21 protein-coding genes are annotated in these 25,627 nt (G+C 49.4%); 14 read left to right on the top strand and 7 right to left on the bottom strand.

The window, feature by feature from the left end; all coding sequences use genetic code 11:
* Nucleotides 1-5: 5 nt before the first annotated feature.
* From ABWH99_RS00195 to ABWH99_RS00210, 4 genes are all read left to right on the top strand, one after another.
* Complete coding sequence (locus tag ABWH99_RS00195) at nt 6-1,460, top strand: DUF1501 domain-containing protein (protein WP_375584299.1); 1,455 nt, start codon at nt 6-8, stop codon at nt 1,458-1,460.
* Nucleotides 1,461-1,485: 25 nt separating this feature from the next.
* Nucleotides 1,486-2,553, top strand: a complete 1,068-nt coding sequence (locus ABWH99_RS00200; protein WP_375584300.1) for a 6-bladed beta-propeller — start codon at nt 1,486-1,488, stop codon at nt 2,551-2,553.
* A gap of 623 nt (nt 2,554-3,176) precedes the next feature.
* Nucleotides 3,177-3,776: a Uma2 family endonuclease gene (locus ABWH99_RS00205; protein ID WP_375584301.1), complete on the top strand. Its 600-nt coding sequence runs from the start codon at nt 3,177-3,179 to the stop codon at nt 3,774-3,776.
* Between the two features lie 220 nt (nt 3,777-3,996).
* On the top strand, nt 3,997-5,235 hold the full coding sequence (locus ABWH99_RS00210) for a DUF6786 family protein (RefSeq protein WP_375584302.1): 1,239 nt from the start codon (nt 3,997-3,999) through the stop codon (nt 5,233-5,235).
* 78 nt (nt 5,236-5,313) lie between these two features.
* Here the strand turns inward: ABWH99_RS00210 and ABWH99_RS00215 are convergent, their stop codons facing one another.
* On the bottom strand, nt 5,314-5,712 hold the full coding sequence (locus tag ABWH99_RS00215; RefSeq protein WP_375584303.1) for a hypothetical protein: 399 nt from the start codon (nt 5,710-5,712) through the stop codon (nt 5,314-5,316).
* Between the two features lie 58 nt (nt 5,713-5,770).
* Nucleotides 5,771-6,070 carry a hypothetical protein gene (locus ABWH99_RS00220; protein WP_375584304.1) on the bottom strand — a complete coding sequence of 100 codons (300 nt, stop codon included), beginning with the start codon at nt 6,068-6,070 and terminating at the stop codon, nt 5,771-5,773.
* Nucleotides 6,071-6,491: 421 nt separating this feature from the next.
* On the opposite strand from ABWH99_RS00220, the gene ABWH99_RS00225 reads away from it, so the two are divergent.
* The 7 genes from ABWH99_RS00225 (at nt 6,492) to ABWH99_RS00255 (ending at nt 17,488) form a co-directional block, all read left to right on the top strand.
* On the top strand, nt 6,492-7,091 hold the full coding sequence (locus ABWH99_RS00225; protein WP_375584305.1) for a Uma2 family endonuclease: 600 nt from the start codon (nt 6,492-6,494) through the stop codon (nt 7,089-7,091).
* Between the two features lie 240 nt (nt 7,092-7,331).
* Nucleotides 7,332-7,736, top strand: coding sequence for a hypothetical protein (locus tag ABWH99_RS00230; protein ID WP_375584306.1), 405 nt, complete (start codon nt 7,332-7,334; stop codon nt 7,734-7,736).
* Between the two features lie 125 nt (nt 7,737-7,861).
* Nucleotides 7,862-11,680 (top strand): efflux RND transporter permease subunit, encoded by a 3,819-nt coding sequence (locus tag ABWH99_RS00235; protein ID WP_375584307.1) that lies wholly within the window; start codon nt 7,862-7,864, stop codon nt 11,678-11,680.
* 205 nt (nt 11,681-11,885) lie between these two features.
* On the top strand, nt 11,886-13,205 hold the full coding sequence (locus ABWH99_RS00240; RefSeq protein WP_375584308.1) for a TolC family protein: 1,320 nt from the start codon (nt 11,886-11,888) through the stop codon (nt 13,203-13,205).
* A 61-nt stretch (nt 13,206-13,266) separates the two neighbouring features.
* Nucleotides 13,267-13,620 carry a four helix bundle protein gene (locus tag ABWH99_RS00245; protein WP_375584309.1) on the top strand — a complete coding sequence of 118 codons (354 nt, stop codon included), beginning with the start codon at nt 13,267-13,269 and terminating at the stop codon, nt 13,618-13,620.
* 9 nt (nt 13,621-13,629) lie between these two features.
* Nucleotides 13,630-15,429: an efflux RND transporter periplasmic adaptor subunit gene (locus ABWH99_RS00250; RefSeq protein ID WP_375584310.1), complete on the top strand. Its 1,800-nt coding sequence runs from the start codon at nt 13,630-13,632 to the stop codon at nt 15,427-15,429.
* 52 nt (nt 15,430-15,481) lie between these two features.
* Nucleotides 15,482-17,488 (top strand): copper-translocating P-type ATPase, encoded by a 2,007-nt coding sequence (locus tag ABWH99_RS00255; RefSeq protein WP_375584311.1) that lies wholly within the window; start codon nt 15,482-15,484, stop codon nt 17,486-17,488.
* On the opposite strand, the gene ABWH99_RS00260 is transcribed toward ABWH99_RS00255, so the two are convergent.
* The 4 genes from ABWH99_RS00260 to ABWH99_RS00275 all read right to left on the bottom strand — a co-directional run bounded on the left by ABWH99_RS00260 (nt 17,479) and on the right by ABWH99_RS00275 (nt 22,487).
* The gene (locus tag ABWH99_RS00260; RefSeq protein WP_375584312.1) at nt 17,479-18,531 is read right to left on the bottom strand and encodes a DUF6340 family protein; all 1,053 of its coding nucleotides are present in this window, start codon (nt 18,529-18,531) and stop codon (nt 17,479-17,481) included. The genes ABWH99_RS00255 and ABWH99_RS00260 overlap by 10 nt on opposite strands.
* A 175-nt stretch (nt 18,532-18,706) precedes the next feature.
* Nucleotides 18,707-19,726: a DUF4421 domain-containing protein gene (locus tag ABWH99_RS00265; protein WP_375584313.1), complete on the bottom strand. Its 1,020-nt coding sequence runs from the start codon at nt 19,724-19,726 to the stop codon at nt 18,707-18,709.
* Between the two features lie 788 nt (nt 19,727-20,514).
* Entirely contained in the window at nt 20,515-21,225 is a 711-nt protein-coding gene (locus ABWH99_RS00270) for a glycosyltransferase (RefSeq protein ID WP_375584314.1), read from the bottom strand.
* Nucleotides 21,226-21,281: 56 nt separating this feature from the next.
* A complete protein-coding gene (locus ABWH99_RS00275) occupies nt 21,282-22,487 on the bottom strand; it encodes a pyridoxal phosphate-dependent aminotransferase (protein ID WP_375584315.1) in 1,206 nt (401 codons plus the stop codon).
* A gap of 244 nt (nt 22,488-22,731) precedes the next feature.
* Here ABWH99_RS00275 and ABWH99_RS00280 point away from each other — a divergent pair, with 244 nt between their 5' ends.
* Complete coding sequence (locus ABWH99_RS00280) at nt 22,732-23,583, top strand: toxin-antitoxin system YwqK family antitoxin (RefSeq protein WP_375584316.1); 852 nt, start codon at nt 22,732-22,734, stop codon at nt 23,581-23,583.
* Here the strand turns inward: ABWH99_RS00280 and ABWH99_RS00285 are convergent.
* Complete coding sequence (locus ABWH99_RS00285) at nt 23,580-23,936, bottom strand: YraN family protein (protein ID WP_375584317.1); 357 nt, start codon at nt 23,934-23,936, stop codon at nt 23,580-23,582. The genes ABWH99_RS00280 and ABWH99_RS00285 overlap by 4 nt on opposite strands.
* 41 nt (nt 23,937-23,977) lie before the next feature.
* Here ABWH99_RS00285 and lipB point away from each other — a divergent pair, with 41 nt between their 5' ends.
* Both lipB and ABWH99_RS00295 read left to right on the top strand, forming a co-directional pair.
* Nucleotides 23,978-24,739, top strand: a complete 762-nt coding sequence (gene lipB / locus ABWH99_RS00290; RefSeq protein WP_375584318.1) for a lipoyl(octanoyl) transferase LipB — start codon at nt 23,978-23,980, stop codon at nt 24,737-24,739.
* 96 nt (nt 24,740-24,835) lie between these two features.
* Nucleotides 24,836-25,591, top strand: a complete 756-nt coding sequence (locus ABWH99_RS00295) for a 3'-5' exonuclease (RefSeq protein ID WP_375584319.1) — start codon at nt 24,836-24,838, stop codon at nt 25,589-25,591.
* Nucleotides 25,592-25,627 lie beyond the last annotated feature (36 nt).

A 25,627-nucleotide genomic window follows, 5' to 3' on the forward strand; every position in this document is an offset into this window, starting at 1 on the left:
AAAAAATGAGTCGATACGATCCTACCGAATTTGGAGAAAGCAGACGAGGATTTCTGAAAAAAGCCTCACTTGGATTTGGCTCCATCGCCCTTTCCAGTCTACTTGGTCAAACGGGTTCCTGGGCCAGCAGCCCGGGTCCATCAGGGCCGGGAGGTATCCTGGCCGGTACCCATTTTCCCGCCAAAGCAAAGCGGGTAATCTACCTGTTTCAGTCCGGTGGACCCTCGCAGATAGAAACCTTTGATTACAAACCTTCCCTGGCCAAATGGCACGGTAAGGAGATTCCGCCTTCCGTACAGGGCACCCAGCGAAATTCGGGGATGGTAGCGGATCAATCCACCTTTCCCCTGGTGAAGTCCATCTACGATTTCAAACAATATGGCCAATCCGGTGCCTGGGTGAGCGACTTGTTTCCTTATACCGCGCAGGTTGTGGACGAACTCTGCATTGTCAAATCCATGATCACCGAAGCGATCAATCACGAACCTGCCGTGATGTTTATGCAGACAGGCTCTCAGCTGAGCGGCAGGCCTTCCATCGGTTCCTGGCTGAGCTACGGGCTGGGCAGCGACAACGAAAACCTACCCAATTTTGTGGTATTGCTATCCAAAAGCTCGGGGGCCCAACCCCTGAATTCCAACGCGTGGAGCAATGGCTTTCTTCCCTCCCACCACCAGGGCATACAGTTCCGCTCGGGTAAAGATCCGGTGCTGTACCTCAACAATCCCCACGGCGTACACGATCATGACCGGAGAAGGGCCCTGGACCATATACGGCAGTTAAACGAGCAGCAATACGATCTCTGGCAGGACCCGGAGATCCAATCCAAAATCAGCCAGTACGAAATGGCTTACAAAATGCAGAATTCGGTTCCGGATGCGGTGGACACCTCCAACGAACCGGATTACATCTACGAACTGTACGGAGAAGATGCTAAAATCCCGGGAACCTATGCGTCCAATTGCCTTCAGGCCAGGCGGCTGGCCGAACGGGACGTAAAATTCATCCAGCTGTACCACATGGGCTGGGATCAGCACGGCAGTTTACCAAAAGGCATCAAAAGACAGGCCCTCAGCACCGATCAGGCAACAGCCGGACTCATCCAGGATCTGAAACAACGGGGGCTGCTGGAAGATACCCTGGTGGTCTGGGGAGGAGAGTTTGGTCGCACCAGTTTTTCGCAGGGCAGACTGACGGCCGACAATTACGGACGGGACCACCATCCGGGATGCTTCACCATGTGGATGGCAGGAGCCGGGGTGAAAAAAGGCATGGTCTATGGGGAAACAGACGAATTCAGCTATAACGTGGCCCAAAATCCCGTTCACGTACATGATTTTCAAGCCACCTTGCTACACCTGATGGGGATTGACCACGAGAAACTTACCTTCAAACACCAGGGCAGGCGTTTCCGGCTGACCGATGTACATGGGCAGGTGGTAAAGGACCTTTTGGCCTGAGATAATCCCCAAACGGGTAATGGACATGAATGAAAGAAGAAAATTCTTGAAAAACACAATTTTGACTGGAGGCGCACTGTCCGTTTCCGGCTTATCCGCTTTTCACATCAAACCCGCTGCCCCAAAGCTGGAGGAAACCATCCTGGGTCATGGGGATTTCAGGTACCGGGTAGAGAAAGGCTGGGGGGACCTGGACCCGAAAAAACACCCCGTCAAAAACTGCCATGAAATGGTGATGGACAACAAGGGAAGACTCCTGATGCTGACCGACCATCCCCAAAACAATGTCATTATTTACGATACTTCCGGCAAGTTGCTGGGCTCCTGGACCCTTTCCTTTCCGGGTGCCCATGGTCTGAGCATCCATGATGAGGGAGATGCCCAATACCTGTATATTACCGACCCGGGTTTGGGAAGGGTGGTCAAGTGCAGCATGGATGGAAAAATCCTTTTGGAATTGGAACATCCGGCCAAACTGGGCGCTTACGATGAAACATCCGCGTACAGGCCGACCGAGACCGCCATCGGGCCCAAGGGGGATATATATGTGGCAGACGGCTACGGCTCGCAGTTTATATTGCAATACGATGCCAAAGGTCAATTCATTAGAAAATTTGGCGGGGACAGCTTCCTGCAACCCAATAAATTCAAACAGGCCCATGGGGTAGCCCTGGACTACAGGGATGCCGACAACCCTACCCTGCTTTGTACCGCCCGCATCAAAAATTCCTTCAAACGGTTTACACTTGATGGTGAGTACATTGAAGAATACTATATGCCGGGTGCCTTTGTCAGCCGGCCGGTAGTGGATGGTGAAAACATCTATTCCGGGGTTTGTTTTGGCATGACGGAGGGCAATTATACCATGCAACTGAACAGGGGCTTCGTGACCATTCTGGACAAGGAAAACCGTGTAATCTCCAATCCGGGAGGTACGGAGCCACAATATGAAAATGGGAAATTGAAACTTATGCTACAGGAACAACCGGTATTCCGGCATTGCCACGATGTCTGCCTGGACCGGGACAAAAACCTGTATGTCTGTCAGTGGAATGCGGATGGGGTGTATCCGTATAAATTGCACCGGGTTTAACTTATTACCCTTTGTCCCCTGCACAGCCTTAACTTGGCAATTACAGATTACCATTAGGAACCGGTGGGGATTTAATACGGAGTCCAGGGTGCCTGAGCCTGTCGAAGGCACGATGGGTTGATTTGGAGCCGACGACAACAAAAAAATCTTTTCTTTTGAAATGCCTAAACCCCAAACCTGTCAGGTTTTTGTTTCGATTCAACCAAAATCAAGTTTGGAACAGGTGAAACCTGACAGGTTTTATCTGCTGAGTTTAAGAAGGTACTCAGATTTTATTAGGGATCGTATTTCTGAGTGAAGTCCTCTATGTGAATCATGCAACTACGTTTTTGCTGGTAGACAGTAGCTTTCTTTAAACCGTCCCCAAATAAAACAGATCAGGGACCAGGCAGATACGCATCTTTCGCTGCCTAAGCGAGAAATCTTTTTACGTAGGTGTCAATAAATTTCTAAATTGAAAATACTAGAAAAAATTCCTCTCGAATCTGTTCGGGACAGGCGCCTTGTCCCCATTTGGAATGGGTAATTGTATACGTTCGAACCGGTTATAAAGGGTTTGCAATTTTGGCGGATTTGCCCAAATCGTGTTATTTCTACTATCCATCAGATTCTCAGCACAAATCATGGAAAAGCCCCAAGATAAAGTCAAAGAACCCTTTTCCGCATATGGACACCATTCTTATGCCGATTACCTTTCCTGGCAGCTGGACGAAATGGTGGAGTTGATCAGGGGAAAGGTGTTCCGACAGGCAGCAGCGCCCAGGCTTATTCATCAACGAATCTCCGGGAAAATCTTTAACCCCATTTCTAATTTCCTTCAGGGAAAAAGCTGCGAAGTATTTTCTGCTCCTTTTGATGTGCGTTTACCCGTTTCCTCCAGGGACCCTGACAAAATCGATACCGTGGTGCAGCCGGACCTTTGTGTGGTCTGTGATCCGGAGAAACTGGATGAGCTGGGCTGTGTGGGTGCACCGGACCTGATCGTGGAGAGCCTCTCTCCCGGAAATAACAAGAAAGAGATTCAACTGAAATACGAAGTGTACGAAACCTCCGGTGTGAAGGAATACTGGCTGGTACATCCCGATGAGCGCACCCTGCTGATCTATACCCTGGAATCCGGGAAATACCGCCCCTCCCGGCTGTTTACTTTTGGGGATTGGGTAAGATCCCTGGCGCTTCCTGGTTTTGAATTGGATCTGGATGAGGTATTTGGGGAGTTGTAAGTTCAGGTTAGACAGTTTTATTCAATTATAATAAATGGGAGCACCCTGATCCTAAGGACAGGTAATCTTATAGTATATTTGTCGCCAATTATTGACAATTATTGGTTATTCTTGTCATCTTTAGATGACAAAACTATCTCTTACCTGTCCGAATCGGGTGATTTTTATGCACCCGAAATCATTATTGAAGTAGAGGGTAAAAAATAAAAATCCACACGAAATGAACAAATCCCCCCTTATTTTTGCCTTTATCAGCATTTTAGTCCTTGCCTATTCCTGCTCAGAACGCGAAAAAGATAATCAAACCTTAGAAGATGTACCAACTCATTTTTTGCAGGATAAAACGTTTTTGGAAAAATACGATCCGCAGCTTATCGAGCTGAGTACAGAAGACAATCAGGCCAAAGTCCTGGTCTCCCCCAAATACCAAGGCAAGGTGTTCACCTCCACCGCAGCAGGCGACGATGGAGAAAGTTTTGGCTGGATCAACTACGAGGCTTTTGATGGCCCTCTGGACGAGCACATGAATGCCTATGGAGGAGAAAGCCGGCTATGGCTGGGACCGGAAGGAAATTCCTTCTCCCTGTTTTTTGAACCAGGTACTGCAATGGAATTTGACAACTGGCATACTCCTGCAGCCATCGACAACGAAGCTTGGGAAAAAATCGAAGCGGGTCCGAAGGAAGTCACCATGGCCAAATCCACATCCATTACCAACTATCAGGGAACGGAGTTTTACTTAAAAATACAACGGACCATTACACTTCTGGAAACAGAAGGAATTTTAGCAAACACCGGATTGACAGCCGATGTCTCCTCCATCAAGATGGTAGGGTACGAAACCCTCAATTCCATTCAGAATACCGGAGATATTCCATGGACTCGAGAAACCGGAGCTCCCTGCCTCTGGGTGTTGGACATGTTCAAACCCAGCCCCGAAACCACCATCGTGCTTCCACTCCAACCAAGCGAAACAAACGAAGGCCTCACCACCAACTATTTCGGAGCGATTCCGCAGGAAAGAATCGCCATTACGGACAACTACCTGTTCTTAAAAGCCGATGGGCAAAGCAGAGGGAAGGTGGGAGTTTCTCCTGAGAGAGCCCTTCCCATGGCCGCCAGCTACGATCCCCTCCAGAAGGTATTGACGGTGACTACCTTCGATATCGCCTCGGAATCGCCCTACCTGAATCAGGAATGGAACACCGTAGCCGATCCTTTTAAAGGCGATGCCGTCAACGCCTACAACGACGGGCCATTGGCGGATGGCAGCCAGATGGGGCCGTTTTATGAATTGGAGAGCGTTTCTCCGGCAGCCTTTCTTTCTCCGGGAGAAAGCATGGATCATTTCCACCGAGTCTACCACTTTACGGGAGAGAAAAGCAGTCTGGATGAAATCGCCCGCCAATTATTGGGGATTTCCATCGCTGAGATTAATGGGGTGTTTAATCCGAAGTAGGCAATTCATTACAAGCTGATCCACCCTGTAGCAAAAATTCATGCTTACAGGTGACCTATTCAGGTCTTCGATCCGAGCTCAATGGATTTTTTCTGCCTTCAAGACTATATATTCTGAATCCAGATAGCGCAATATACGCCCTGGAAAATAACCAAAACAATGGTATCGTGAACCAATGTTTTCCTGAGATTTCTGATAGGAAAATCTCATTTTGAACCTATCACGACGCTCATCTGGCAGAAAACTGTGCCATTCCTGGGTAATAGCAAACATGTCGGTGGGTACCCCAAACAACATCAAGGTATCGGAGTTAGCACCTATGGTTGCCACCAGGTAGCCTTTGCCTTCTCCTTTACTTGTCATTACAGTAGCATCCCGAACGCAGGGGTGGTGCCCGATCAGGTACCCTTCGGCCTGATAAACGGGTGTTTCATCATTGTCCTGGCATCCGCCAAGAAAAGGAATAAGAAATACCATTCCTACCCAAATCAACCAATTGCCTGTAAAAACTGCATTTGGCTTGATCTTGAAAAGTCTAATTTTCGAAAACCTGAACCTTGATCTCATCCTGAGAAAAATCAATGGGAATAACACCGAAACAATAAATAATACCAATAGATTGAAAGTCAGAAAGATCAATTTTTATTTTATATACAAGTTCAGTTTCATTTTCTATATACAAGCCCTGGTCCCTAAAGTTGGGAATTTGCATTGTTTCAACCCTGGTAACCAAAAGGAAAAATTTATTAAAATCTATCTCAGGAAGTTCAACAGAACAGGAAACCAGCACCTCAAAACCTTCCATGCCAGTGATCCGGAGGGATTGCTGATTCAAAAAATTCATTTCAAAATTCTCCCTCAAACAATTGCTTGAATACATCCAATACGTGTCTACGGGTATTTCCATTTCAGGAGGCTCCTCTTCCCGATTGACACAGGAATGAAATGTGAGAATAATCCCCACTAGCAGCATCCACTTGCTAAAAATAACAGTGATTACCTCCATTCTGATCATTTTAATTAAAACCCAACTTCGTATAAAATATATTTAAATATGTAGTTTAAATTTTCGCTTTCCTAATGCTCTCGTCTTCTTAATTTTAAGACGAAAAAAGCCTGCAAAACGCTACACGAATAAGCATGCCAGGGACCAAACGGGCTGTTCGGTGGTTACAATTCCGCGTCCGGATTATCAGTTTTGTACCTCTGGCGGAATTGCTCAATTCTTTTTATCTTTAGAAATAGATCCATCAATCATGGAAAAGCCCCAAGATAAAGGCAAAGAACCCATTGCCGGTTATGGTCACTACTCCTATGCCGATTACCTTTCCTGGCAGTTGGACGAGATGGTGGAGTTGATTCGGGGAAAGGTATTCCGCCAAGCCGCGGCACCCAGAAGGTTGCATCAGGAAATTTCCATGGTACTTTCTAATAAACTGTATGAATTCCTGAAAGGAAAGACCTGCAAAGTGTACGTGGCTCCCTTTGATGTTCGATTGCCCGTTTCCTCCAGAGACCCTGAAAAAATCGATACCGTAGTGCAGCCGGACCTCTCTGTGGTCTGCGACCCCGAGAAGCTGGACGAGCTGGGCTGCGTGGGTGCCCCGGACCTGATCGTGGAGATCCTCTCTCCGGGAAATAATAAAAAAGAAGTACAATTGAAATATGAGGTGTACGAAGCCTCCGGTGTGAAGGAATACTGGCTGGTCCATCCCGACGAACGTACCTTGCTGATCTATACCCTGAAATTCGGAAAATACCAGCCCTCACGGCTATTTACTTTTGGGGATCGGGTTAGGTCTCAGACGCTTCCCGGATTTGAACTGGATCTGGATGAGGTGTTTGGGGACTTATAAACCTGATTGCATCGTGAAAAATTCTGGTTGTGTAGACAATATAGAAGTACCTGCATATCACTCGCCTTCTACCGCTCACTGCCCTCAGCATTTTTCAAAATAATCGCTATCGTTATAACAATTTGAAAAAATTACGTAACTTTTTGGAACAAAATAGCGGTATATTTGCTACCAACCGTGATTATTCACCCGAAAATCGACAGAGCGTAGCCTTGATGGTCGGGAAGTAACATGAAGGTCTTGAAACACATAGCGTCCCTTATCCTTTCCCTGCTGATCGTACTCAGTTCCATGAGTTTTGCGGTCAACCTGCACCTTTGCATGGGAGAGCTGGAAAGCGTACGTATTCTGACGGATGCACCCGCCTGCGACATGCACCGCAAGTCCTGTCATGCGGCCGAGCCGGACAAAAGCACCAAAGACGATTGCTGCGAGGACGAGCAACGAATTCTGCACGGACAAGACGAGTTAAGCAAAGCACCTGCTTTTCAGGAAACCCATTTTGAGCTCGTTGCCGTTCTTTCCCTGCTTGTTTCCTACCTTACCGCCGATACGGAACTGCCAGGTATTGACACCCTGGAGGTCTACATACCTCCACTCCTTCCCCGGGACATCCCAGTCCTTGTTCAATCCTTCCTTATTTGATTAGTTGATATCATTGGAATCCAGTTCGGATGCATCCATTCCGACTGCCTGAATTCCCATGCCGTTCCCATTGCAATTCCGGGAACGCATTCGGCCATTTCCAACGATCATCAACCAAGCGAAAAATGCTCAATCGAATTATCCGGTTCTTTTTGGAGAACAAGTTGGTTACCGTACTGCTCCTGCTATTGATCATTGGCTGGGGCATCGCGACCGCACCCTTCAATTGGCAAATCGACTTCCTGCCGCGCGATCCTGTACCGGTAGATGCCATTCCCGACATTGGTGAAAACCAGCAAATCGTCTTTACCGAATGGATGGGTCGGAGTCCACAAGATGTGGAATACCAGATTACCTACCCCTTGACCACCACCCTCCTCGGCCTGCCCGGCGTAAAAACGGTGCGCAGCAGCTCAGCCTTTGGGTTTTCCAGCATCTATATCCTCTTTGAAGAAGACATCGAATTCTACTGGAGTCGCTCCCGCATTCTGGAAAAACTGAATGCCCTACCCGCCGGTCTTTTACCAGAAGGGGTGCAACCCCGGCTGGGTCCGGATGCCACGGCTTTGGGACAAGTATATTGGTACACCCTGGAAGGCAGGGATAAAGCCGGCAATCCGGCTGGCGGATGGGATCTGCATGAACTGCGGGCCGTCCAGGATTTTACCGTTCGCTATGCCCTCAGCAGCGTTTCGGGGGTAGCAGAAGTGGCTTCGGTAGGAGGCTACATCAAGGAATACCAGGTAGACGTGGACCCTGCTGCGCTGAAAGCGCACAACATCGCCTTGACGGATGTGGTCCGGGCAGTAAAAAACAGCAACCTGGATGTGGGGGCCAATACCCTTGAAATCAATAAGGTGGACTACTTTGTCCGCGGCCTGGGCTATGTAGAACAACTCAGTGACCTGGATGCCGCGGTGGTGAAAGTCAGCGATAACGTCCCCATACGCATTCAGGATGTGGCGCGGGTGACCATCGGTCCCCAGCCCCGCAATATGACAGGCATTCTGGACAAAGCCGGGGCCGAAGCGGTAGGTGGAGTGGTCATCGCCCGCTACGGAGAAAACCCACTCTCCGTGATCGAGGGGGTAAAGGAAAAAATAGCCCAACTCTCCGGCAGTCTACCCAGCAAGGTACTGGAAGACGGCAGGGTTTCCCAATTAACGATAGTCCCGTTTTACGACCGGACCGGACTGATTTACGAAACCCTGGGCACGCTCTACCAGGCCATCAGCCTGCAGGTCTTGATTTCCATTCTGGTCATCATGGTAATGGTGTACAACCTCCGGGCTTCGTTGATAATTTCTGCGCTTTTGCCCCTTTCTGTTCTGATGTGCTTTATTTTTATGAAATACCTGGACGTGGACGCAAATATTGTCGCCTTGTCCGGTATAGCCATTGCGATTGGCACCATGGTGGACCTTGGGATCATTTTGAATGAAAACATCCTGCGCCATCTCAAAGAATCCGAGCCTTCCGAATCCAAACTAAAAATCATCTACACGGCTACCACCGAGGTGGCCTCTGCCATACTTACGGCGGTAAGCACAACGATCATTAGTTTTCTTCCGGTTTTCACCCTGCAGGCAGCCGAAGGGAAATTGTTTGGTCCGCTTGCCTATACCAAGACCTTTGCGCTGATAGCTGCCGTTATTTTTACTTTACTTATCATGCCGGCATTTAGCCATTGGATATTTTCCATTCGCAAAGGATCCGGAAAATCCGCCTTGGCCTGGAACCTCATATTGCTGATTTCCGGGATTATCACCTGGATCTTTCTCTGGTTCTGGGCAGGATGGGTCCTGGTAGGATTTGGTTTAATAAACCTGGCCCTCCACTATTTTCCGGAAAAAGTAGAACCTTGGCGAAATATGCTGAAGGTGGGCTTCACCCTGCTTTCCATAGCCTGGCTACTTGCCTGGGAATGGATGCCACTTGGCGTCTCCCGCAGCCAGCTGGCCAATTTTCTGTTTATCTCCCTGCTCATCGGTCTGGTGCTGGGTGCCTTCCTGCTGTTTAGGCGCTACTATTCCCGCATCCTTGGTTGGTGCCTGGACAACAAAGGTCGTTTTATAATAGCCCCACTCCTGATCATATTAACCGGGCTCACCATTTGGCTGGGTTTTGACCGTACGTTTTCGATGGTACCAACAGTAACGGAAAAAGTAGGCTGGGATATTCGGAATAGTTCTATTTGGGAAAGCATGGCAGCTACCTTCCCGGGCTTGGGAGAGGAATTCATGCCCAGCCTGGATGAAGGCACCTTTCTTCTGATGCCTACCTCCATGCCCCATGCCGGCGTGGAAGCCAACCGGGAAATTCTCCAAAAACTGGACATGCTGGTCAATGCCATCCCAGAGGTGGACATGGTGGTGGGAAAAGCGGGTAGGGCCGAAACGGCCATTGACCCGGCTCCCATGACTATGTTTGAAAACACCATCCAATACAAAAGCGAATACGCCAGCGACGAGAACGGGCACCGCCGCCGGTTTAAGGTGGACGACGAAAATCGCTTCTTGCTGAAAAACGGAGAGACCTACGATCCCCAAACCAACCGGCCGGAAACCGTATCGCTTTCCCAGCTGATGCCAGATCCGCAAGGCGCCTATTTCCGGCAATGGCGGACGCATATTCAACGACCAGACGATATCTGGGATGAAATCGTCGCAAGAGTGCGGGTCCCCGGAGTCACTTCCGCTCCCAAACTTCAGCCCATTGAGACCCGGCTGATCATGCTGCAAACCGGCATGCGGGCCCCCATGGGAATCAAGGTTTACGGCCCCGATTTGGAGACCATTGAAGCCTTTGGCTTTGCGTTGGAAAAATACCTGAAGGAGGTTCCTTCTGTCAAAAAGGAGGCGGTGTTCGCCGATCGGGTAGTGGGCAAACCCTACCTGGAAATTGACATAGACCGGGAAAAAATCGCCCGGTATGGACTGACGATCGGGGCAGTACAGGATTTCATCCAGACCGCCATTGGCGGCACCCAAATCAGTACTACGGTTGAAGGCAGGGAGCGGTACCCGATCCGGGTACGCTATGCCCGGGAATACCGGGACGATCCCACAGCAATCGAACACCTTCTGGTACCCGCGCCTGGAGGTGCTTACCTTCCACTAAATCAGCTGGCAACCATCAACTATCGTCCCGGACCTGCCAGGATCAAAAGCGAAGACAGTTTTTTGGTAGGATACGTTTTACTCGACAAAATGCCTGGTTTTGCTGAAGTCACCGTGGTAGAAGCGGCAAAAGCCTACCTGCGTGAAAAAATAGATCGAGGCGAGCTGATCGTACCTGCCGGCGTTCGGTATGAATTTTCCGGCAATTACGAAAACCAGATCCGGGCCGAAAAGCGACTGTCACTGGTCCTTCCCCTGTCCCTGATTATCATCTTCCTGATTCTGTATTTTCAGTTCCGCTCCGTTTCCACCTCGTTGTTTGTATTTGCAGGTATCGCCCTTGCCTTTTCGGGAGGATTCCTGATGTTGTGGCTGTACGGGCAAAACTGGTTTTTCGACCTAGAAGTGTTGGGAACTTCCTTGCGGGAACTGTTCCAAATGAAGACCTACAATCTGAGCGTAGCAGTCTGGGTGGGTTTTATTGCGCTGTTTGGTATTGCCACCGATGATGGGGTGGTCATGGCCACGTACCTGGATCAGAGTTTTAAAAAGCACCGGCCGAACAGCGTTGGAGAAATACGGCAGGCCGTCATGGAAGCCGGACAGAAACGCATTTTGCCCTGCCTGATGACCACTGCTACCACGCTGTTGGCCCTACTGCCCCTACTGAGCTCTTCCGGTCGCGGATCAGATATCATGGTTCCCATGGCGCTACCGGCTTTTGGAGGTATGTCGATTGCACTACTTACGCTGCTCCTGGTTCCCGTACTGTATTGCTGGAAAGCGGAGCTAACAATTGGTAAGAAAAAAGCAACGAAGGCATGATGGTAAGTTGGCGTAAAAACAGCAATAGGAGGGGTATCCATGATCTGGAAGGGGTACCCATGATACCGTATTCGAACGATTTAGCCGAGTACTGGATGGCATGTGATTTCGCCATATGGATGCTCGGAAGGACCCGAGCTTTCCCGGAAGACAGTAATTATTCATCGCATGTACTAGCAAAAATGATCACAAACCTGCAGAAATAATGAAAAAGCAGACAGAATTTGGCAACCGGAAACTGGACAATGGTAGACGGAAGCGCTTGTTGAAAAGGCTTGGCGGCATGGTCCTTTTGGCATGGTTCCTTGGCCAAACCATCCGGGCGCAGTCGCTGGAGGAGTACGTGCAGTACGCGCTCGAAAACAATCCCGAACTCAAAGCCTACGATAAGAACTACCAGGCGATGCGTAAAACGGTTTCTCAAGCGGGTGCCCTTCCCGACCCGGAATTCAGTGCCGGGATGTTTCCCGCTCCCATGGATCGGCTGATGGGCCGGCAGCATGCAGACCTGCAACTCATGCAGTCCTTTCCCTGGTTTGGAACCCTGAGCACCCAAAAAGAGGCCGCTAATCAACAGGCACTGGCCACCTTCCAGGAATTCAGGGGGGCTAGAAACCAGCTGATCTACCGGGTAAAGGCCTCTTGGTACAACCTTTACCGCCAGCGGGAAGAAATACGGATCGTCGCGGCGCATGTGGCCATCCTAAAAAGGTTAGAGGGTCTGACCTTGGTCCGCTACCAATCGGAGGGCGCCAGAGAAATTCCTGCTGCAGAACCGGTAGGCTTAGGCGCGGTGTTGCGGGTAAGGATGGAACTCAACGAGCTCGAAACCAACCTGGCCAATCTAAAAAGCTCACAACAGGCCCTGATCGAAACCTTTAATCGGTTGCTCAACCGGTCCCCGGAAGAAGCGGTATCCCTGCCCGATACCCTATCAGCTACCAATCTCCCCGGGCTTGTGGCAGAATATCCGGAAATCCCGACCCGCGAGAACCCCCGACTGAAACAACTGGAAGCCGCTGAGGCCGGGCTGCAATACCAAACGGAGCTACAGGTATTGAAGGGGAAACCCCGGATGGGCGCAGGCCTTAGTTACATGCCCTTTAGCCCTAGACTGGAAAACGGAATGCCCATGGGTGGGCGGGACATGGTCATGCCCATGGTCAAAATCAGTCTTCCCATTTACCGTAAAAAATACCGGGCCCTGCAGCAGGAAAGCGAATACAGGGAAGAGGCGATCCGGCAACGAAAAGAAAATACGGGCAACGAATTGCTCGCCCAGTGGAGTCAAGCGCGCAGTAGCTGGGAAAATGCGGAACGCTCGGTCGCCCTGTATCAGGAACAAATTCGACTGGCCAACCAAACCCTGCTATTGCAAACCAATGCCTATGCGAACGATAAAGGGGATTTTGAATCCCTCCTTGCAACACAGCGAAAACTACTGGATTATCGGTACAAGCTGCTCGCTTCCATCGTGGACTTATACCTGATCGAAGCACGGTTGGAAAATTTGACCGGTAGCTGATATGGGGATGTGATAATGTGAGGATGTGGGGATCGTAATCAATAGGAAAAACCTTAATGAAATGGAAAAGAGAAATGAAGTTTTGGAATTGAGTTTTGAATTTGCGCTGCAGGTCATCGAATTTTCGGAATTGTTGGAGGAAAAAAGAAAATTCGTAATAGCCCGGCAATTATTGAAATCAGGCACAGGTATCGGTGCCAGTGTAAGGGAAGCCCAAAGTTGCGAAAGTAGGGCATTCATTCACAAGCTCAAGATTTCCCATAAAGAGGTTCAAGAAACGGAATACTGGCTTCTTTTATGCTCCAAAGCAGCCGCTTATCCAGATCCCCCAGAGACGATGGCTGGGCTGCTTCTTAGTATAAAAAAGTTACTGAATAAAATTATTGCGACCTCCGGTGCGAATAATAGAAGATAAAAACAAACCATGAAAAAGCTTAATAAACAGGTGTTGGTATTTACAGCGATTGGAATGATCCTGGGTTTCCTGGCTGCGATGTTAATCAGCCCATCAGCAAATCAACACATCATCCCATCATCCCATCAACACACCAACCCGCCAGACGATCAAACCACTGAATCATCCGAAACCTGGACCTGCTCCATGCATCCCCAGGTGCGGCAGCCGGATCCGGGGCAATGCCCCATCTGTGGCATGGATCTGATACCCGCATCCACCACCGGAGGCCTCAGTAGTTCCTCTCCTGCTGTGCTGGAAATGAGCGAGGCAGCCATTGCAATGGCCGAGGTGCAAACCGTCAGGGTACAGCCTACCGAAGGTACCCGGGAAATTGAAGTTTTGGGAAAAATCCAACCGGATGAACGAAGCCGCTCTACGATCACTGCCAATTTTCCCGGAAGGATCGAGCGGCTTTTCGTTAATTTCACCGGACAAGCCGTGAAAAAAGGCGAAAAATTAGCGGAGGTCTATTCCCCCAAGCTGGTAAATGCGCAAAAAGAATTACTGGAAGCCGCCAAAACCAAAGCCGATTTTCCCGACATGTATGCGGCCGCCCGACAAAAACTACAGTCCTGGAAGATTACGCCGGAGCAAATCCAGTCCATCGAATCCAGAGGAACACTTTTGGAACGGTTCGGTGTTTTAGCCGACCGCTCGGGAGTGGTCCTGCAACGAAGCGTAGCAGAAGGGGACTACGTAGGAACGGGTACTGCCCTTTTTGAGCTGATAGACTTAAGCCCGGTTTGGGTCATGTTGGATATTTACGAAACACAACTTCCGTTCGTTCAAACCGGTGATTTGGTCTCTCTGACTGTAGAGGGGATTCCAGGAAAAACCTACGAAGGCAGGATTTCCTACCTGGATCCATGGATACATCCGGATCGCAGAACTGCTCAGGCAAGACTTTTGCTGGATAATCACGGGGAACGTCTAAAGCCAGAGATGTTGGTAAAGGCCCGCATACACAGGCAGAAAAATCAGGAAGAAGGAACCCTGAGCCTGCCGCGGACCGCGGTGCTCTGGTCCGGCAAGCGGTCGGTCGTCTATGTGCAGGATCCCCATGCCGAATACCCGACTTACGAAATGAGGGAAGTCAGCATTGGTCCCAGAAACGGCGAAACCTATCCGGTATTGGCCGGGCTGCAGCCGGGAGAAGTAGTAGTGAGCAACGGCGTATTTTCCATCGATGCTGCCGCACAATTAGCCGGTAAGCACAGCCTGCTCAACCGGCCGGAAAACAAAGTTTTGGCGGTCTCGGCTACTTTTCGCAAACAACTTACTGTTTTGGCAGACGCCTATTTTGCGCTAAAAAATACCCTCGTAGCAGACGATGCAGAAGCAGCGCGGAATGCCGGAAAGCAGGTTGAAGAGGCACTAAATAAGGTGGACAAAGACAAGGAAGAAGGTGAGGTACAGACACATTGGATGGAAATAAAAGCACAAGCCGAAAAGGCCCTGGATGGCATTGGTCAAGCCTCTGGACTTCAGCCCGTTCGTGAACAATTCATGCTACTTTCCGAGAGCATGCTGGAAGTAACCGAATCCTTTGGCCTCGAAAAAGACAAGGTCTATCGGCAATATTGCCCCATGGCTTTTGGAGACGAGGGAGCCTACTGGCTGAGCGAAACCGAAGAAATCCGCAATCCCTATTTCGGTGCCGACATGTTGCGCTGTGGGGAAGTACGGGAGACCTACGAAAAAGGGAAACCGGTATTGGAAAAAAGCTCCAAAACCGCCAACGCGGGCGGGGGCGGGCACAACCACTAAACGCATCAGCCCAACGGAATGAAATGAACCAGAAATAAACCAAGAAGCGATCATGAACGAAGAAAAGCACGAACAGGAGCAACACGAAACGCACGATAACAACCACTCCCACCACGATCACCACGCGATGATGATCAAGGACTTCAAAAAACGCTTTTGGATCTCGCTGGTGCTGACCCTACCGATCCTCGTGCTATCTGAAATGATCCAGCAATGGCTGGGATTCACCCTTTCCTTTGACGGCGACAAATACGTACTGGTTGGTTTGTCCACCGCCTTATTTTTTTATGGGGGATGGCCCTTTTTGAAAGGCCTGTTTGACGAACTCCGGGAACAAAATCCGGGGATGATGACACTGATCGCCGTGGCAATTATCGTGGCCTATGGCTATAGCAGTGCCGTGGTATTCGGGCTAGACGGTACCGACTTTTATTGGGAATTGGCTACCCTGATCGTGGTGATGCTTCTGGGGCACTGGATAGAAATGAAATCGGTCATAGGAGCTTCTCGCTCGTTGGAATTACTCGTCCAACTCATGCCTTCAGAAGCGCACCTCATGGACGGAGAGGAGGTCAACCAGGTTAAGGTGAGCGAACTGAAAAAGGGGGATCGGATCCTGGTAAAAGCGAACGAAAAAATCCCTGCCGACGGAGTCATTGAGAAAGGAGAAAGCCACCTGGACGAAAGCATGATTTCCGGCGAAAGCAAACCCGTGCGCCGGTCTAAAGGGGGTAAGGTTATAGGAGGAGCTGTAAATGGTAACCAATCCATAGAAATCAAGGTCCAAAAAACGGGCGAAGAGAGTTACCTGAATAAAGTAATCGGTTTGGTCAAAGAAGCCCAATCGAGCAAATCAAAAACCCAACACCTGGCGGATCAGGCGGCCAAATGGCTTACCTTTATTGCGTTGGGTGCCGGGACTATTACGTTAGTGGCCTGGCTACTAATGGGCAAACCATGGGATTACGCGTTGGAACGAATGGTTACCGTAATGGTCATTTCCTGTCCCCATGCACTTGGCCTGGCCATCCCCTTGGTAGTAGCCATTTCGACCTCGGTATCGGCCGGCAAGGGCCTGTTGATCCGAAATCGAACGGCCTTTGAAAATGCCCGAAAAATAACGGCCATGGTGTTTGATAAAACGGGCACACTCACACGGGGCGATTTTGGCGTTTCCCGCTACGGCAGCCTGTCGGAGGCGTTCAGCAAGGAACAAGTGTTGGCTTTTGCCGCCTCGCTAGAGCAGGGATCGGAACATCCCATCGCAGAGGGAATCATGAAAAAAGCAAAGGAAGAAAAACTGAATCTTCACGAAGTCAGCCAGTTTGAAGGCCTTACCGGAAAAGGGGTACAGGGAGAAGTGCATGGCGAGTCCTGGAAGGTAGTAAGTCCCGGCTACATGGAAGAAAAAGAAATCTCCCTACCGGAAAAATCCCGGTCCGACAAGGCAGAAACCATTGTCTACATTCTTAAAGGAGACGATTTGGTCGGTTTTGTTGCACTGGCGGACGAAGTTCGGGAAGACAGCTTACCGGCTATCAAGTCGCTTAGGGAAGCAGGGATGAAAGTGTTTATGGCTACTGGAGACAACCCCCAAACCGCCAAAGCAGTGAGTGAGGAATTGGGGTTGGATGACTACTACAGCGAGGTACTACCGGATGAGAAAGTGAAATTAATAAAGAAATTGCAAAAGGAAGACTATTTTGTGGCCATGACCGGAGACGGAGTAAACGACGCGCCGGCCCTGGCGCAGGCCAATGTGGGCATCGCGGTAGGTTCCGGTACGGACGTAGCAGCCGAGACGGCTGACATTATTTTGGTCAACAGCAATCCCAAAGACATCGCCCAATTGGTTCGCTTCGGGAGGGCTACCTACAAAAAGATGATTCAGAATCTGGTTTGGGCGACTGGTTACAATGCCGTTGCAATGCCGCTGGCAACAGGTTTTATTCCCGGCTTGCTGATCAATCCCGCTGTTGGGGCGATTTTTATGAGTTTGAGTACCGTCATTGTGGCCGCGAATGCCCAACTTCTTCGGAAGCAGATGGATTATTCGTAGTCTGGCACGGCCATTTGCTCCCGAAGCAGCTCCTCCTCCATCATCCGCTGTTCCAATTCCCGGGCATAGGCTCTTCCCTTTTTAAATCCGTACTGCGTATACGCTCTTCCTGCCCAATTTTTGGCCGCGGCCAGGTCGCCGAGCACTTCGTGGGCCAACGCGAGGTTAAAGCAAAACTTGCCCAGAGTTTTTGGATCGGATGCCGTGGACAAGCCATTTTCCCAAGCAAGGATTGCTTCCTCCCACTGGTCCACTTCTGCGTGGCGTGCACCCTGGCTTAGCGCCGGATGGTCCTTTGGCTTGCCGTAATAGCTGCGTTGAATGGCTACGTACATGGGGGCTACCCTCCGGGCATAGGAGGCACCGGCCATTTGTCCGACCTCTCGGGTAGCCAGTGATTTGTCGATCAATAAGGCCAGTGCCTGGGTACGGGTTTCCGCCTCAGCCGTCCATACATTGTTGGTACCAAAGTCCGCCTGGTCCACGAGGGTTCCCGTGAGGGGGTCGTACAGGCGGAATCCCACCTGTACCGAGGCGAGGCCTTCCGCCAGAATACCCGGCACCTCAACGGTACGAGCATCTTTACCCGAGCCTACTTCTTTTTTAATCGTTATCTTTTTTTCGGTGACCACAAAATCGGAATCGAATTTCTCTAACGTGAGCACCCCATCTGCCTGGTATTTTTGGCAGAGGGATTCGATTTGGTCCCAACGAAGGGGTTCAGGAAAGACCTGCCCGAATAATCCCCCTTTGAGGCGTTCGGGCGCCCGAATGATTTCATAACGGGGAGAGGTGGACAATTCCTGCTGTATGCGGGCCATGGTTACGTCAATCGCATTCCGTACTTCAAAAGGAGCTTCTCCACTTAGAATTCCTTCCACAATGGACAGTCCCTGACTCTCAGGCAACGTCCGGTCGACCAGCAACAAGCGCTGCACGTGGTTGGGGACCTGAATCTCCGCCGGCATCAGGCGCGTAAGGGAAACATTTTTTGAACAGGAGGCCAAGGATAAAAAGGCAACGTATGTAATCCAGGCCCGCATTTTTAGTTGTTTTAAAAAAACCATGATTCGCACAGAATGTTGTTTTCAAATTTATACAAATGATTCCTTTATATTCCACAAAAGCCAAAAAAGTACCGTCGTGTTGAGATAATTTGGCCTCGGTCGCATCCTGCCGTTGACGTATTGGTTCCCTTTTTTCGAATATCCCAGTCCTTCACTGCCCGAGCAATTTCTCCTTTGTTCGCTCGACCCAGTGCAACTTTTTCCCCAGTTTCGGTCCGGGAGCAAATCGATAGACCAGATTAAACCGATAGTTTCCGGTACCGACATGCACCCGGTAGCCTGCCACTGGCGCAAGGTTTACCTGGTTGTATACGTAATTGACATTTACCGACCATCGCTCCGAATTGTAACCGGTAAAGCCACGCAGAAAATAATTCGGACGCACTGCCCAATTTCGTTCGACCGCTTCGGTCGCGTCTCGTAGCGAAGTACGCCCGATGGATGGCCCGGAGGCCGCCGACAACGTAAGAAAAAAGTGCTTTTTTACAATCAATGAATACGCATAGCCGATGGTGGGGGCCCATTCCATAAACTTAATCTGACGAAGGTCAAATTGCGTGCGCAACGCGGCAGGTAGGATTCCCGATTGGTTACGAACCTGCCCTCCGTATAGCTCCATTCCCGCCATAAAGGAACCCGCTGAACGCTGCTGCCATTCGTTTTGAAGAAAAGCGGCTCGATAAGAAAATTTGTCGCCGTTAAACAAGTACTGAACGGAGGCGCCTACCTTGCGCAATTTCATATCCGGGAAAAGTAGCTCTTCCCTATCTGGAAATGGTAGGTTGTCCTGGCCCAGGTAATATCCGTTATAAAACTGTCCGAAAAGATCGATGACCCAGTTCTTAGGGTAAACGTGTGCCTGCAGGTCCAGGTAGTTGGTCTCTCCTCGTCCCCGTTCGGGATTGGCGAAACCAAACCCATAGGCCAGGTTGAGTGTCATGTTTTGGTAGCTAAGCCCAACTCCTGTATTTAACGTGGAATTAGGCATGTACCAAAGCCCTTGCCCATCTTTTTCCAGGCCCATTCCGGTATATTTTCGGGAGAAATAAAATCTTGACGTCAGTTTGGAAGGGTAGGTTTGGTAGTACCTGGGTTCTTGGCCTGTCTGTTGCCCATGGCATTCACCAACCCAGCACATCCAGACAATCACAAACAACAGGGAGAATTTCATACAGACAAATTAAAACCAATTACCTGACCGAGCAACCGAAAGCCAGCACAAAGTGGGTCGGGAAGGAATACATAGAAAGAGGAGGTCAGGAAAAATAATTTCGAAATGACCTCCTTTTTAGTCGTGAGAAAAAGATAAGTGTAAAAAGTTGCTTAATCACCCGAGACAAAGGTACGGAATTTTCTCGCAATTACACAAAAAAAAATCTTTGTATGTTTCGATAATTTAAAGAAATAATTACAATCGATTGCGGTAGTTACTCCTCACCTTTTTACTCCTCATGAAACGACCCCTGGGGTGCTAATCCATAATCCTATATCACTAGTTTAAATCTTTGGGAAGATTTTGCCCTCCGATCCAGAGAAAATAATATTTTTTTCAGGTTATTTTGGTTTTTATTTGTTTTTGCTAGCTGTTTTCCTTCATTATTCTAAGATGATGATAGATAGAAGAGAATACCTGTGCTATTGTGTTTCACAAAAATACCCAGACAAGCCAATTTCCTTAAAAAAAATAATTATTCGAATAGTTCAATCAAAAACATGGCGGCCAAAAATCGCATCCAGGCCCGATTAGGGTAAGTTCCAAAGAAGCTGGCTAAAAAGACCCAAACAACTCGCGAAAAAAAGAAAGGGCACGCTTCGGTACCCTCGCTGCCCTCCGGGTGAACCATCGGTCCCGATTGCTGTAAAACGAAGTTCAGCTGGTGAACTCGATCAAACACAATGAAAGAAAACGGTACGGAGAATGGCACTGCCTTGAATGAATCAAATGTGCGGCACCTTCCGCTAAATCTTATCTTTACCCAGCACCCATTTTTTAAAGTAGTAGATCAGGGGGTTGCTGTATTTCAATTGTTTCCACGGCCTGCTTCCATGTGGCCGGTGCAAAACGGGCAGGTCCATGAGGATGTAATTATCAAAGCCCAACTCACGCGCTTTATGACTAATATGGGTGTCGTACCAATCTTTATCAAGATCGAGCAGAGAAAAATCGTACCTGGCCAAAAACCGATTACTCAATAAGGTGCAGCAAAAGCTGAGGCTCCGATCGGTCTGCACGGCACCTTTACCTTTTTCCTGCTTAAACTTCAAGTAAGGAAAGTTGACATTGGCCTGCTCATCCTGCGTGATGGCTCCCACCAATCCGGTGTTTGGATGCGCAGCGGCAAATGAAACCAGCTGTTCGAGGGTACCTGGCTGAACCGTCACGTCAGACTCGACAATGATAAGTGGCAAGCCGGTCTTCAAGGCCTCTTTTTGTGCACGCACCAGTACCTTGTCGTAATTTGGCGAAGGGTCCGTCGTCAGGTCGTCCAGATGTACCAGTTGAAAGTGCATTTCCCGTTGCGCTGCCATCAGCGCAGCTTTGGTGGCCTTCGTTGAAAAATCGTCAAACACCCAATACGCAAACGTCCCATGGGATTGCTTTATCGCCCGTATCGTTTCAAGGGAAGCTTCGAGGGCATCTTTTACAGGGGTGACTACGATTGCTTGCATTCGTTCGGAAAGAAATAAAAAAGCCCCGGACTACCATCCAGGGCCTTGGAGAAAACTCAACTTAATTTAGCCAGGGCCTCTTTGATGCGCTTCAGTGCTTCTTTTAATTCCGACTCCGAAGCCGCGTAGGATAAACGGACCGATTTGGGTGCGCCAAAAGCCGCTCCGGTCACCAGGGATACATGGGCTTCGTTTAGCAGGTACAAGCAAAAATCATCGGCACTTTCGATGACTTGCTTGTCGGGAGTCGTTTTTCCAAAAAACTCGGATATATCCGGGAAAAAGTAAAACGCTCCTTCGGGCACGTGGGTTTTAATTCCGGGAATATCCCGCAACAAGCCCAGCACCAGGTCTCTTCGCTTGAGGTAGGCTGCTGCCATTTCCTCGGTAGGGCGCTGATCGCCAATCAGTCCTGCCAGTGCCGCACGCTGGGCGATGCCCGTACCTCCGGAGGTAAACTGCCCCTGGATTTTTTCGCAGGCCTTGGCAATCGCTATCGGCGCACAAATATAGCCGACCCTCCATCCGGTCATCGCATATCCTTTAGAAAAACCGTTCACCGTTATGGTTCGCTCAAACATGTCCGGAAAGGAGGCGATACTGGCATGTTGCCCGGTAAAATTTATCAATTCGTAAATTTCATCGGCGATCACCACCAGGTTTTCTTTGGATTTGATCACCTCGGCAATGGCTTCCAACTCTTCCTTGCTGAATACCGAACCGGATGGGTTGCAAGGAGAAGAATAAATCACCGCCTTGGTCTTGTCTGTAATGGCCTCCTTCAACTGGGCAGCCGTTGCTTTGAAGTTGTTTTCGAGGTTTCCCTCGATCAACACCGGCACTCCACCGGCCAGTTTGATGATTTCGGAATAAGATACCCAATAAGGTGAAAAGATCACTACTTCGTCTCCTTCGTTTATCAAGCACATAAATACGTTCGCAATGGAGTGCTTCGCTCCGGTGGACACCACAATGTTTTCTGCTTTTGCTTCCGCGATGTGGTTTTGGTCCCGAAGTTTGCTGGCAATCGCTTCCCGCAGGTCTTGATACCCGGCCACCGGAGGATAGGAAAAATATTTCCCTTCGTCAATGGCATCCTTCGCTGCTTCCTGTATGTGCCTGGGCGTTTTGAAATCCGGCTCGCCCAGACTAAGCCCAATGATATCGATACCTTGGTTTTTAAGTTCTCTGGCTGTTTTTGCCATCGCCAGCGTGGCTGACTCTTCCATATTGATGATGCGATCGGATAGGATGGAATTCATGTATGCATTGTTTTTATTTGTGATAATCAGTCGCGTATGCTTGTACCTTGCAGGAATTTGTAAACAAAATCAGGTAATCCTTCCGGCACATTTTTTAATTTTGCAAAAATAAGGATATTGCCAACGATTCCTAAATCTTTGATCAGTTTTGAAGGAAGCCTTCCCCACCCCGACCGGCCCGGACGGAGCCGGATGAACTGTAGCACTCATACTAAAACCTGACATAAATCGTTATCTTCTTGTCATGAAAAACTTGTTTTACCGTTTTGGTCTTCTGCTCTTACTGGGAGGAATGCATCCGGGTTTTGCACAGGAGTCGGAGTCGGTGACCGATCCGGATTCCTCCGGTGTAGAAAACAGTCGGCTGTTACCTACTTCCACCCCGGTATTGTTGTTCTCTGCGGTAGAAGACGAGGAGAAGAAGGATAAAAAAAAGAAAAAGCGAAAAAAAAACGTATACTTTGGGGAAAAAACAAAGAAAACGTTGTTGAAGAGTAGCTTTCGGGAGCAAGTGACGTATCAGGTCTTCCACTTTACGTTGAATCACCGGCAACCCGACCCCTACATCCGGGATATTTATTGGTACGACTCCCGAAATAAAGCAATAAAAAGTTCCGGGTACCGGCCTTCAGCCGGATACTTGCTGCATGGTCCTTACGAGCGGCGTATTGGCGAAAATGTAGTAGAAAGCGGGATGTACTATTACGGAACCAAACACGGACGCTGGATGTCCTTCGACGGTAAAAATATTTTGCTGGACAAGCGCCATTACGCCGAAGGCTGGCCCAAAGATTCCCGAATCACGTATTACAATCGGGGAGAAAGGAAAATCGAAAAACTTACGCCCATCGAATACGAATTGGAAGAGGGAAATTACTACCATTTTTATCCGGATGGACAGGTCGCCGTCACGGGAGAGTACCGGTATGGAGAAAAAGTGGGCTTATGGACAGCCTATTGGCCGGCCGAGAAAGACAAAACCGTAAAAAAACGAGAGATTCAATACCAACCGGAAGCTTTTACCGCTGATTTCAAACCCTATATTCGGGCGGAATGGGATCGGGAAGGGAAATTGATTTACCGAAGCACCAATTAATAGAATGCATCTTCAAAATGTTTGAAGGCCAGCCTGCCGTGCCGGTCCCGATATACCCCCACAATGTCAAAACGGATGTCCCGGTGCCAGTCGATCTCGTGAATGTAGTGATCCGCAGCACGGATGATGAGTTGGCGTTTTCTGTAGTCCACAAACTCCTCTGCGTAGCCATAGCCGGTACCGGTCCGGTATTTCACTTCGACAAAAACGAGTAACTCGCGATGGGTCATGATCAGGTCTATTTCCGCATGCTTGTAGCGGTAATTTTCAGCGACAAAAACATAGCCTCTGCCCTCCAGCCATTCCCTGGCCAGTTGCTCGGCTTCTCTTCCCCGGTCGTTGTGCTCCGCCATTCTGTGATATTGACTATATTTGAAAAAACGATCGAATACGCGTGAATCAATTTATCAATAAAAAAGTAAATTTTCAGGATTTAGGTAGGAAAGATTACCGGGAAACCTGGGATTATCAGGAACAGCTATTTGCCAGTATCGTTTCGACGAAAATAAGTAACCGCCAGCGGGAACCTGCCCAACAACAACTCACTGAAAATTACCTGCTATTTGTCGAGCACCCCCATGTCTACACCTTGGGAAAAAGCGGGAAACCAGAAAACCTGCTGCTGGACGATGCAGGCCTGAAAAAATACCAGGCACGCTTCTACCCCATCAACCGGGGTGGGGACATCACCTATCACGGTCCTGGACAACTGGTCGGCTACCCCATCCTGGATCTGGACAATTTTTTTACAGATATCCACCGCTACCTGAGATACCTGGAAGAAGCCGTCATCGCCACGATCGGGGATTACGGGTTGGAAGCAGGAAGGATTGAGGGACTAACCGGCGTTTGGATGGACCATCTTGTTCAGAGAAATCCACGAAAAATCTGCGCGTTGGGGGTAAAATCCAGTCGCTGGGTGACCATGCATGGTTTTGCATTCAATGTAAACGCCGACTTGAGCTATTTTGACCACATCGTGCCCTGTGGTATCCGCGACAAGGCGGTCACCTCGCTTCACATCGAGCTGGGTCGGAACGTAGACGCGACCGAGGTAAAGGCCCGCCTGAAGAAGCATTTGGCCCAGATTTTCGAGATGGAACTCCTGGACCAGGCGGCCCCTCAGGAAAAGAGCGAGGGGCCTTCCGATTTTTAACAAAACGTTTATCTTTGTAACAGGCAGTGTCCGGTGACTGTGCTTTTGCCGCATTTCCAGACCGGAGCGGTCTGATCGTGTACACACCTGATGCCCATGACTGGTTTTTTTGAACAGCTGAGTGATATCCTTTTCCTGGATATCGAAACTATCTCCGGTAGCAAAAGTCTGGAGGAGCTCCCTCCCCGGATGCAGGAGGAATGGAAAAAAAAGGCCCAACACCTGCCCCAACGCGAGAAAAAGGAACCGGAGGCGCTGTATTTCGAAAAAGCCGGTATCTATGCCGAGTTCGGCAGAGTTATCTGTATCGGTGTAGGTTATTTCACCTACCGGAAGGAGGACGACCTCCTGCAATTCCGCACCAAGTCCTTCGCCGCGGAAACCGAGCACGAGTTGCTCTGGACCTTTCGGGAATTGTTGTGCAAGCGCGAATGGACCCTCTGTGCACACAATGGCAAAGAATTTGATATCCCCTACCTGTGCCGGCGCATGTTGGTCAACCGGATTCCGCTGCCGGATGTCCTCCAACTGGCCGGAAAACGCCCTTGGGAAATTCGGCATCTGGACACGCTGGAGTTGTGGAAATTTGGGGATTACAAGCATTACACGCGGCTAGACCTACTGGCCGCCTTGTTTGATATCCCCAGTTCAAAGGAGGGCATCGATGGTTCCGAAGTAAATGCCACCTACTACCATGCCGATGGGCTGGATAAGATCCGAAACTATTGTTTGCGGGATGTGGAGGTAACGGCCCGAATTTATCTGGCCTATCAAGGTCTTCCCGGAAATCTGGAATTTGATCGGATCAACCTGGACCGGGAAGGGGCAGACGATACGCCAGCGCCGGAATGATTTCAAATAAATATGCGTACCTTTAGTGTTCTAAAT

This window comes from Cyclobacterium xiamenense (genome assembly GCF_042140265.1).
GTDB classification, from domain to species: Bacteria; Bacteroidota; Bacteroidia; order Cytophagales; family Cyclobacteriaceae; genus Cyclobacterium; species Cyclobacterium xiamenense_A.

Coding starts and splice junctions, on each gene's coding strand:
- ABWH99_RS00240 (WP_375584308.1), top strand. CDS start 11,886: ATGAAAAAGCAGACAGAATTTGGCAACCGGAAACTGGACAATGGTAGA.
- ABWH99_RS00270 (WP_375584314.1), bottom strand. CDS start 21,225: ATGCAAGCAATCGTAGTCACCCCTGTAAAAGATGCCCTCGAAGCTTCC.
- ABWH99_RS00285 (WP_375584317.1), bottom strand. CDS start 23,936: ATGGCGGAGCACAACGACCGGGGAAGAGAAGCCGAGCAACTGGCCAGG.
- ABWH99_RS00250 (WP_375584310.1), top strand. CDS start 13,630: ATGAAAAAGCTTAATAAACAGGTGTTGGTATTTACAGCGATTGGAATG.
- ABWH99_RS00225 (WP_375584305.1), top strand. CDS start 6,492: ATGGAAAAGCCCCAAGATAAAGGCAAAGAACCCATTGCCGGTTATGGT.
- ABWH99_RS00245 (WP_375584309.1), top strand. CDS start 13,267: ATGGAAAAGAGAAATGAAGTTTTGGAATTGAGTTTTGAATTTGCGCTG.
- ABWH99_RS00200 (WP_375584300.1), top strand. CDS start 1,486: ATGAATGAAAGAAGAAAATTCTTGAAAAACACAATTTTGACTGGAGGC.
- ABWH99_RS00265 (WP_375584313.1), bottom strand. CDS start 19,726: ATGAAATTCTCCCTGTTGTTTGTGATTGTCTGGATGTGCTGGGTTGGT.
- ABWH99_RS00210 (WP_375584302.1), top strand. CDS start 3,997: ATGAACAAATCCCCCCTTATTTTTGCCTTTATCAGCATTTTAGTCCTT.
- ABWH99_RS00235 (WP_375584307.1), top strand. CDS start 7,862: ATGCTCAATCGAATTATCCGGTTCTTTTTGGAGAACAAGTTGGTTACC.
- ABWH99_RS00275 (WP_375584315.1), bottom strand. CDS start 22,487: ATGAATTCCATCCTATCCGATCGCATCATCAATATGGAAGAGTCAGCC.
- ABWH99_RS00255 (WP_375584311.1), top strand. CDS start 15,482: ATGAACGAAGAAAAGCACGAACAGGAGCAACACGAAACGCACGATAAC.
- ABWH99_RS00215 (WP_375584303.1), bottom strand. CDS start 5,712: ATGGTATTTCTTATTCCTTTTCTTGGCGGATGCCAGGACAATGATGAA.
- ABWH99_RS00260 (WP_375584312.1), bottom strand. CDS start 18,531: ATGCGGGCCTGGATTACATACGTTGCCTTTTTATCCTTGGCCTCCTGT.
- ABWH99_RS00280 (WP_375584316.1), top strand. CDS start 22,732: ATGAAAAACTTGTTTTACCGTTTTGGTCTTCTGCTCTTACTGGGAGGA.
- ABWH99_RS00205 (WP_375584301.1), top strand. CDS start 3,177: ATGGAAAAGCCCCAAGATAAAGTCAAAGAACCCTTTTCCGCATATGGA.
- ABWH99_RS00295 (WP_375584319.1), top strand. CDS start 24,836: ATGACTGGTTTTTTTGAACAGCTGAGTGATATCCTTTTCCTGGATATC.
- ABWH99_RS00195 (WP_375584299.1), top strand. CDS start 6: ATGAGTCGATACGATCCTACCGAATTTGGAGAAAGCAGACGAGGATTT.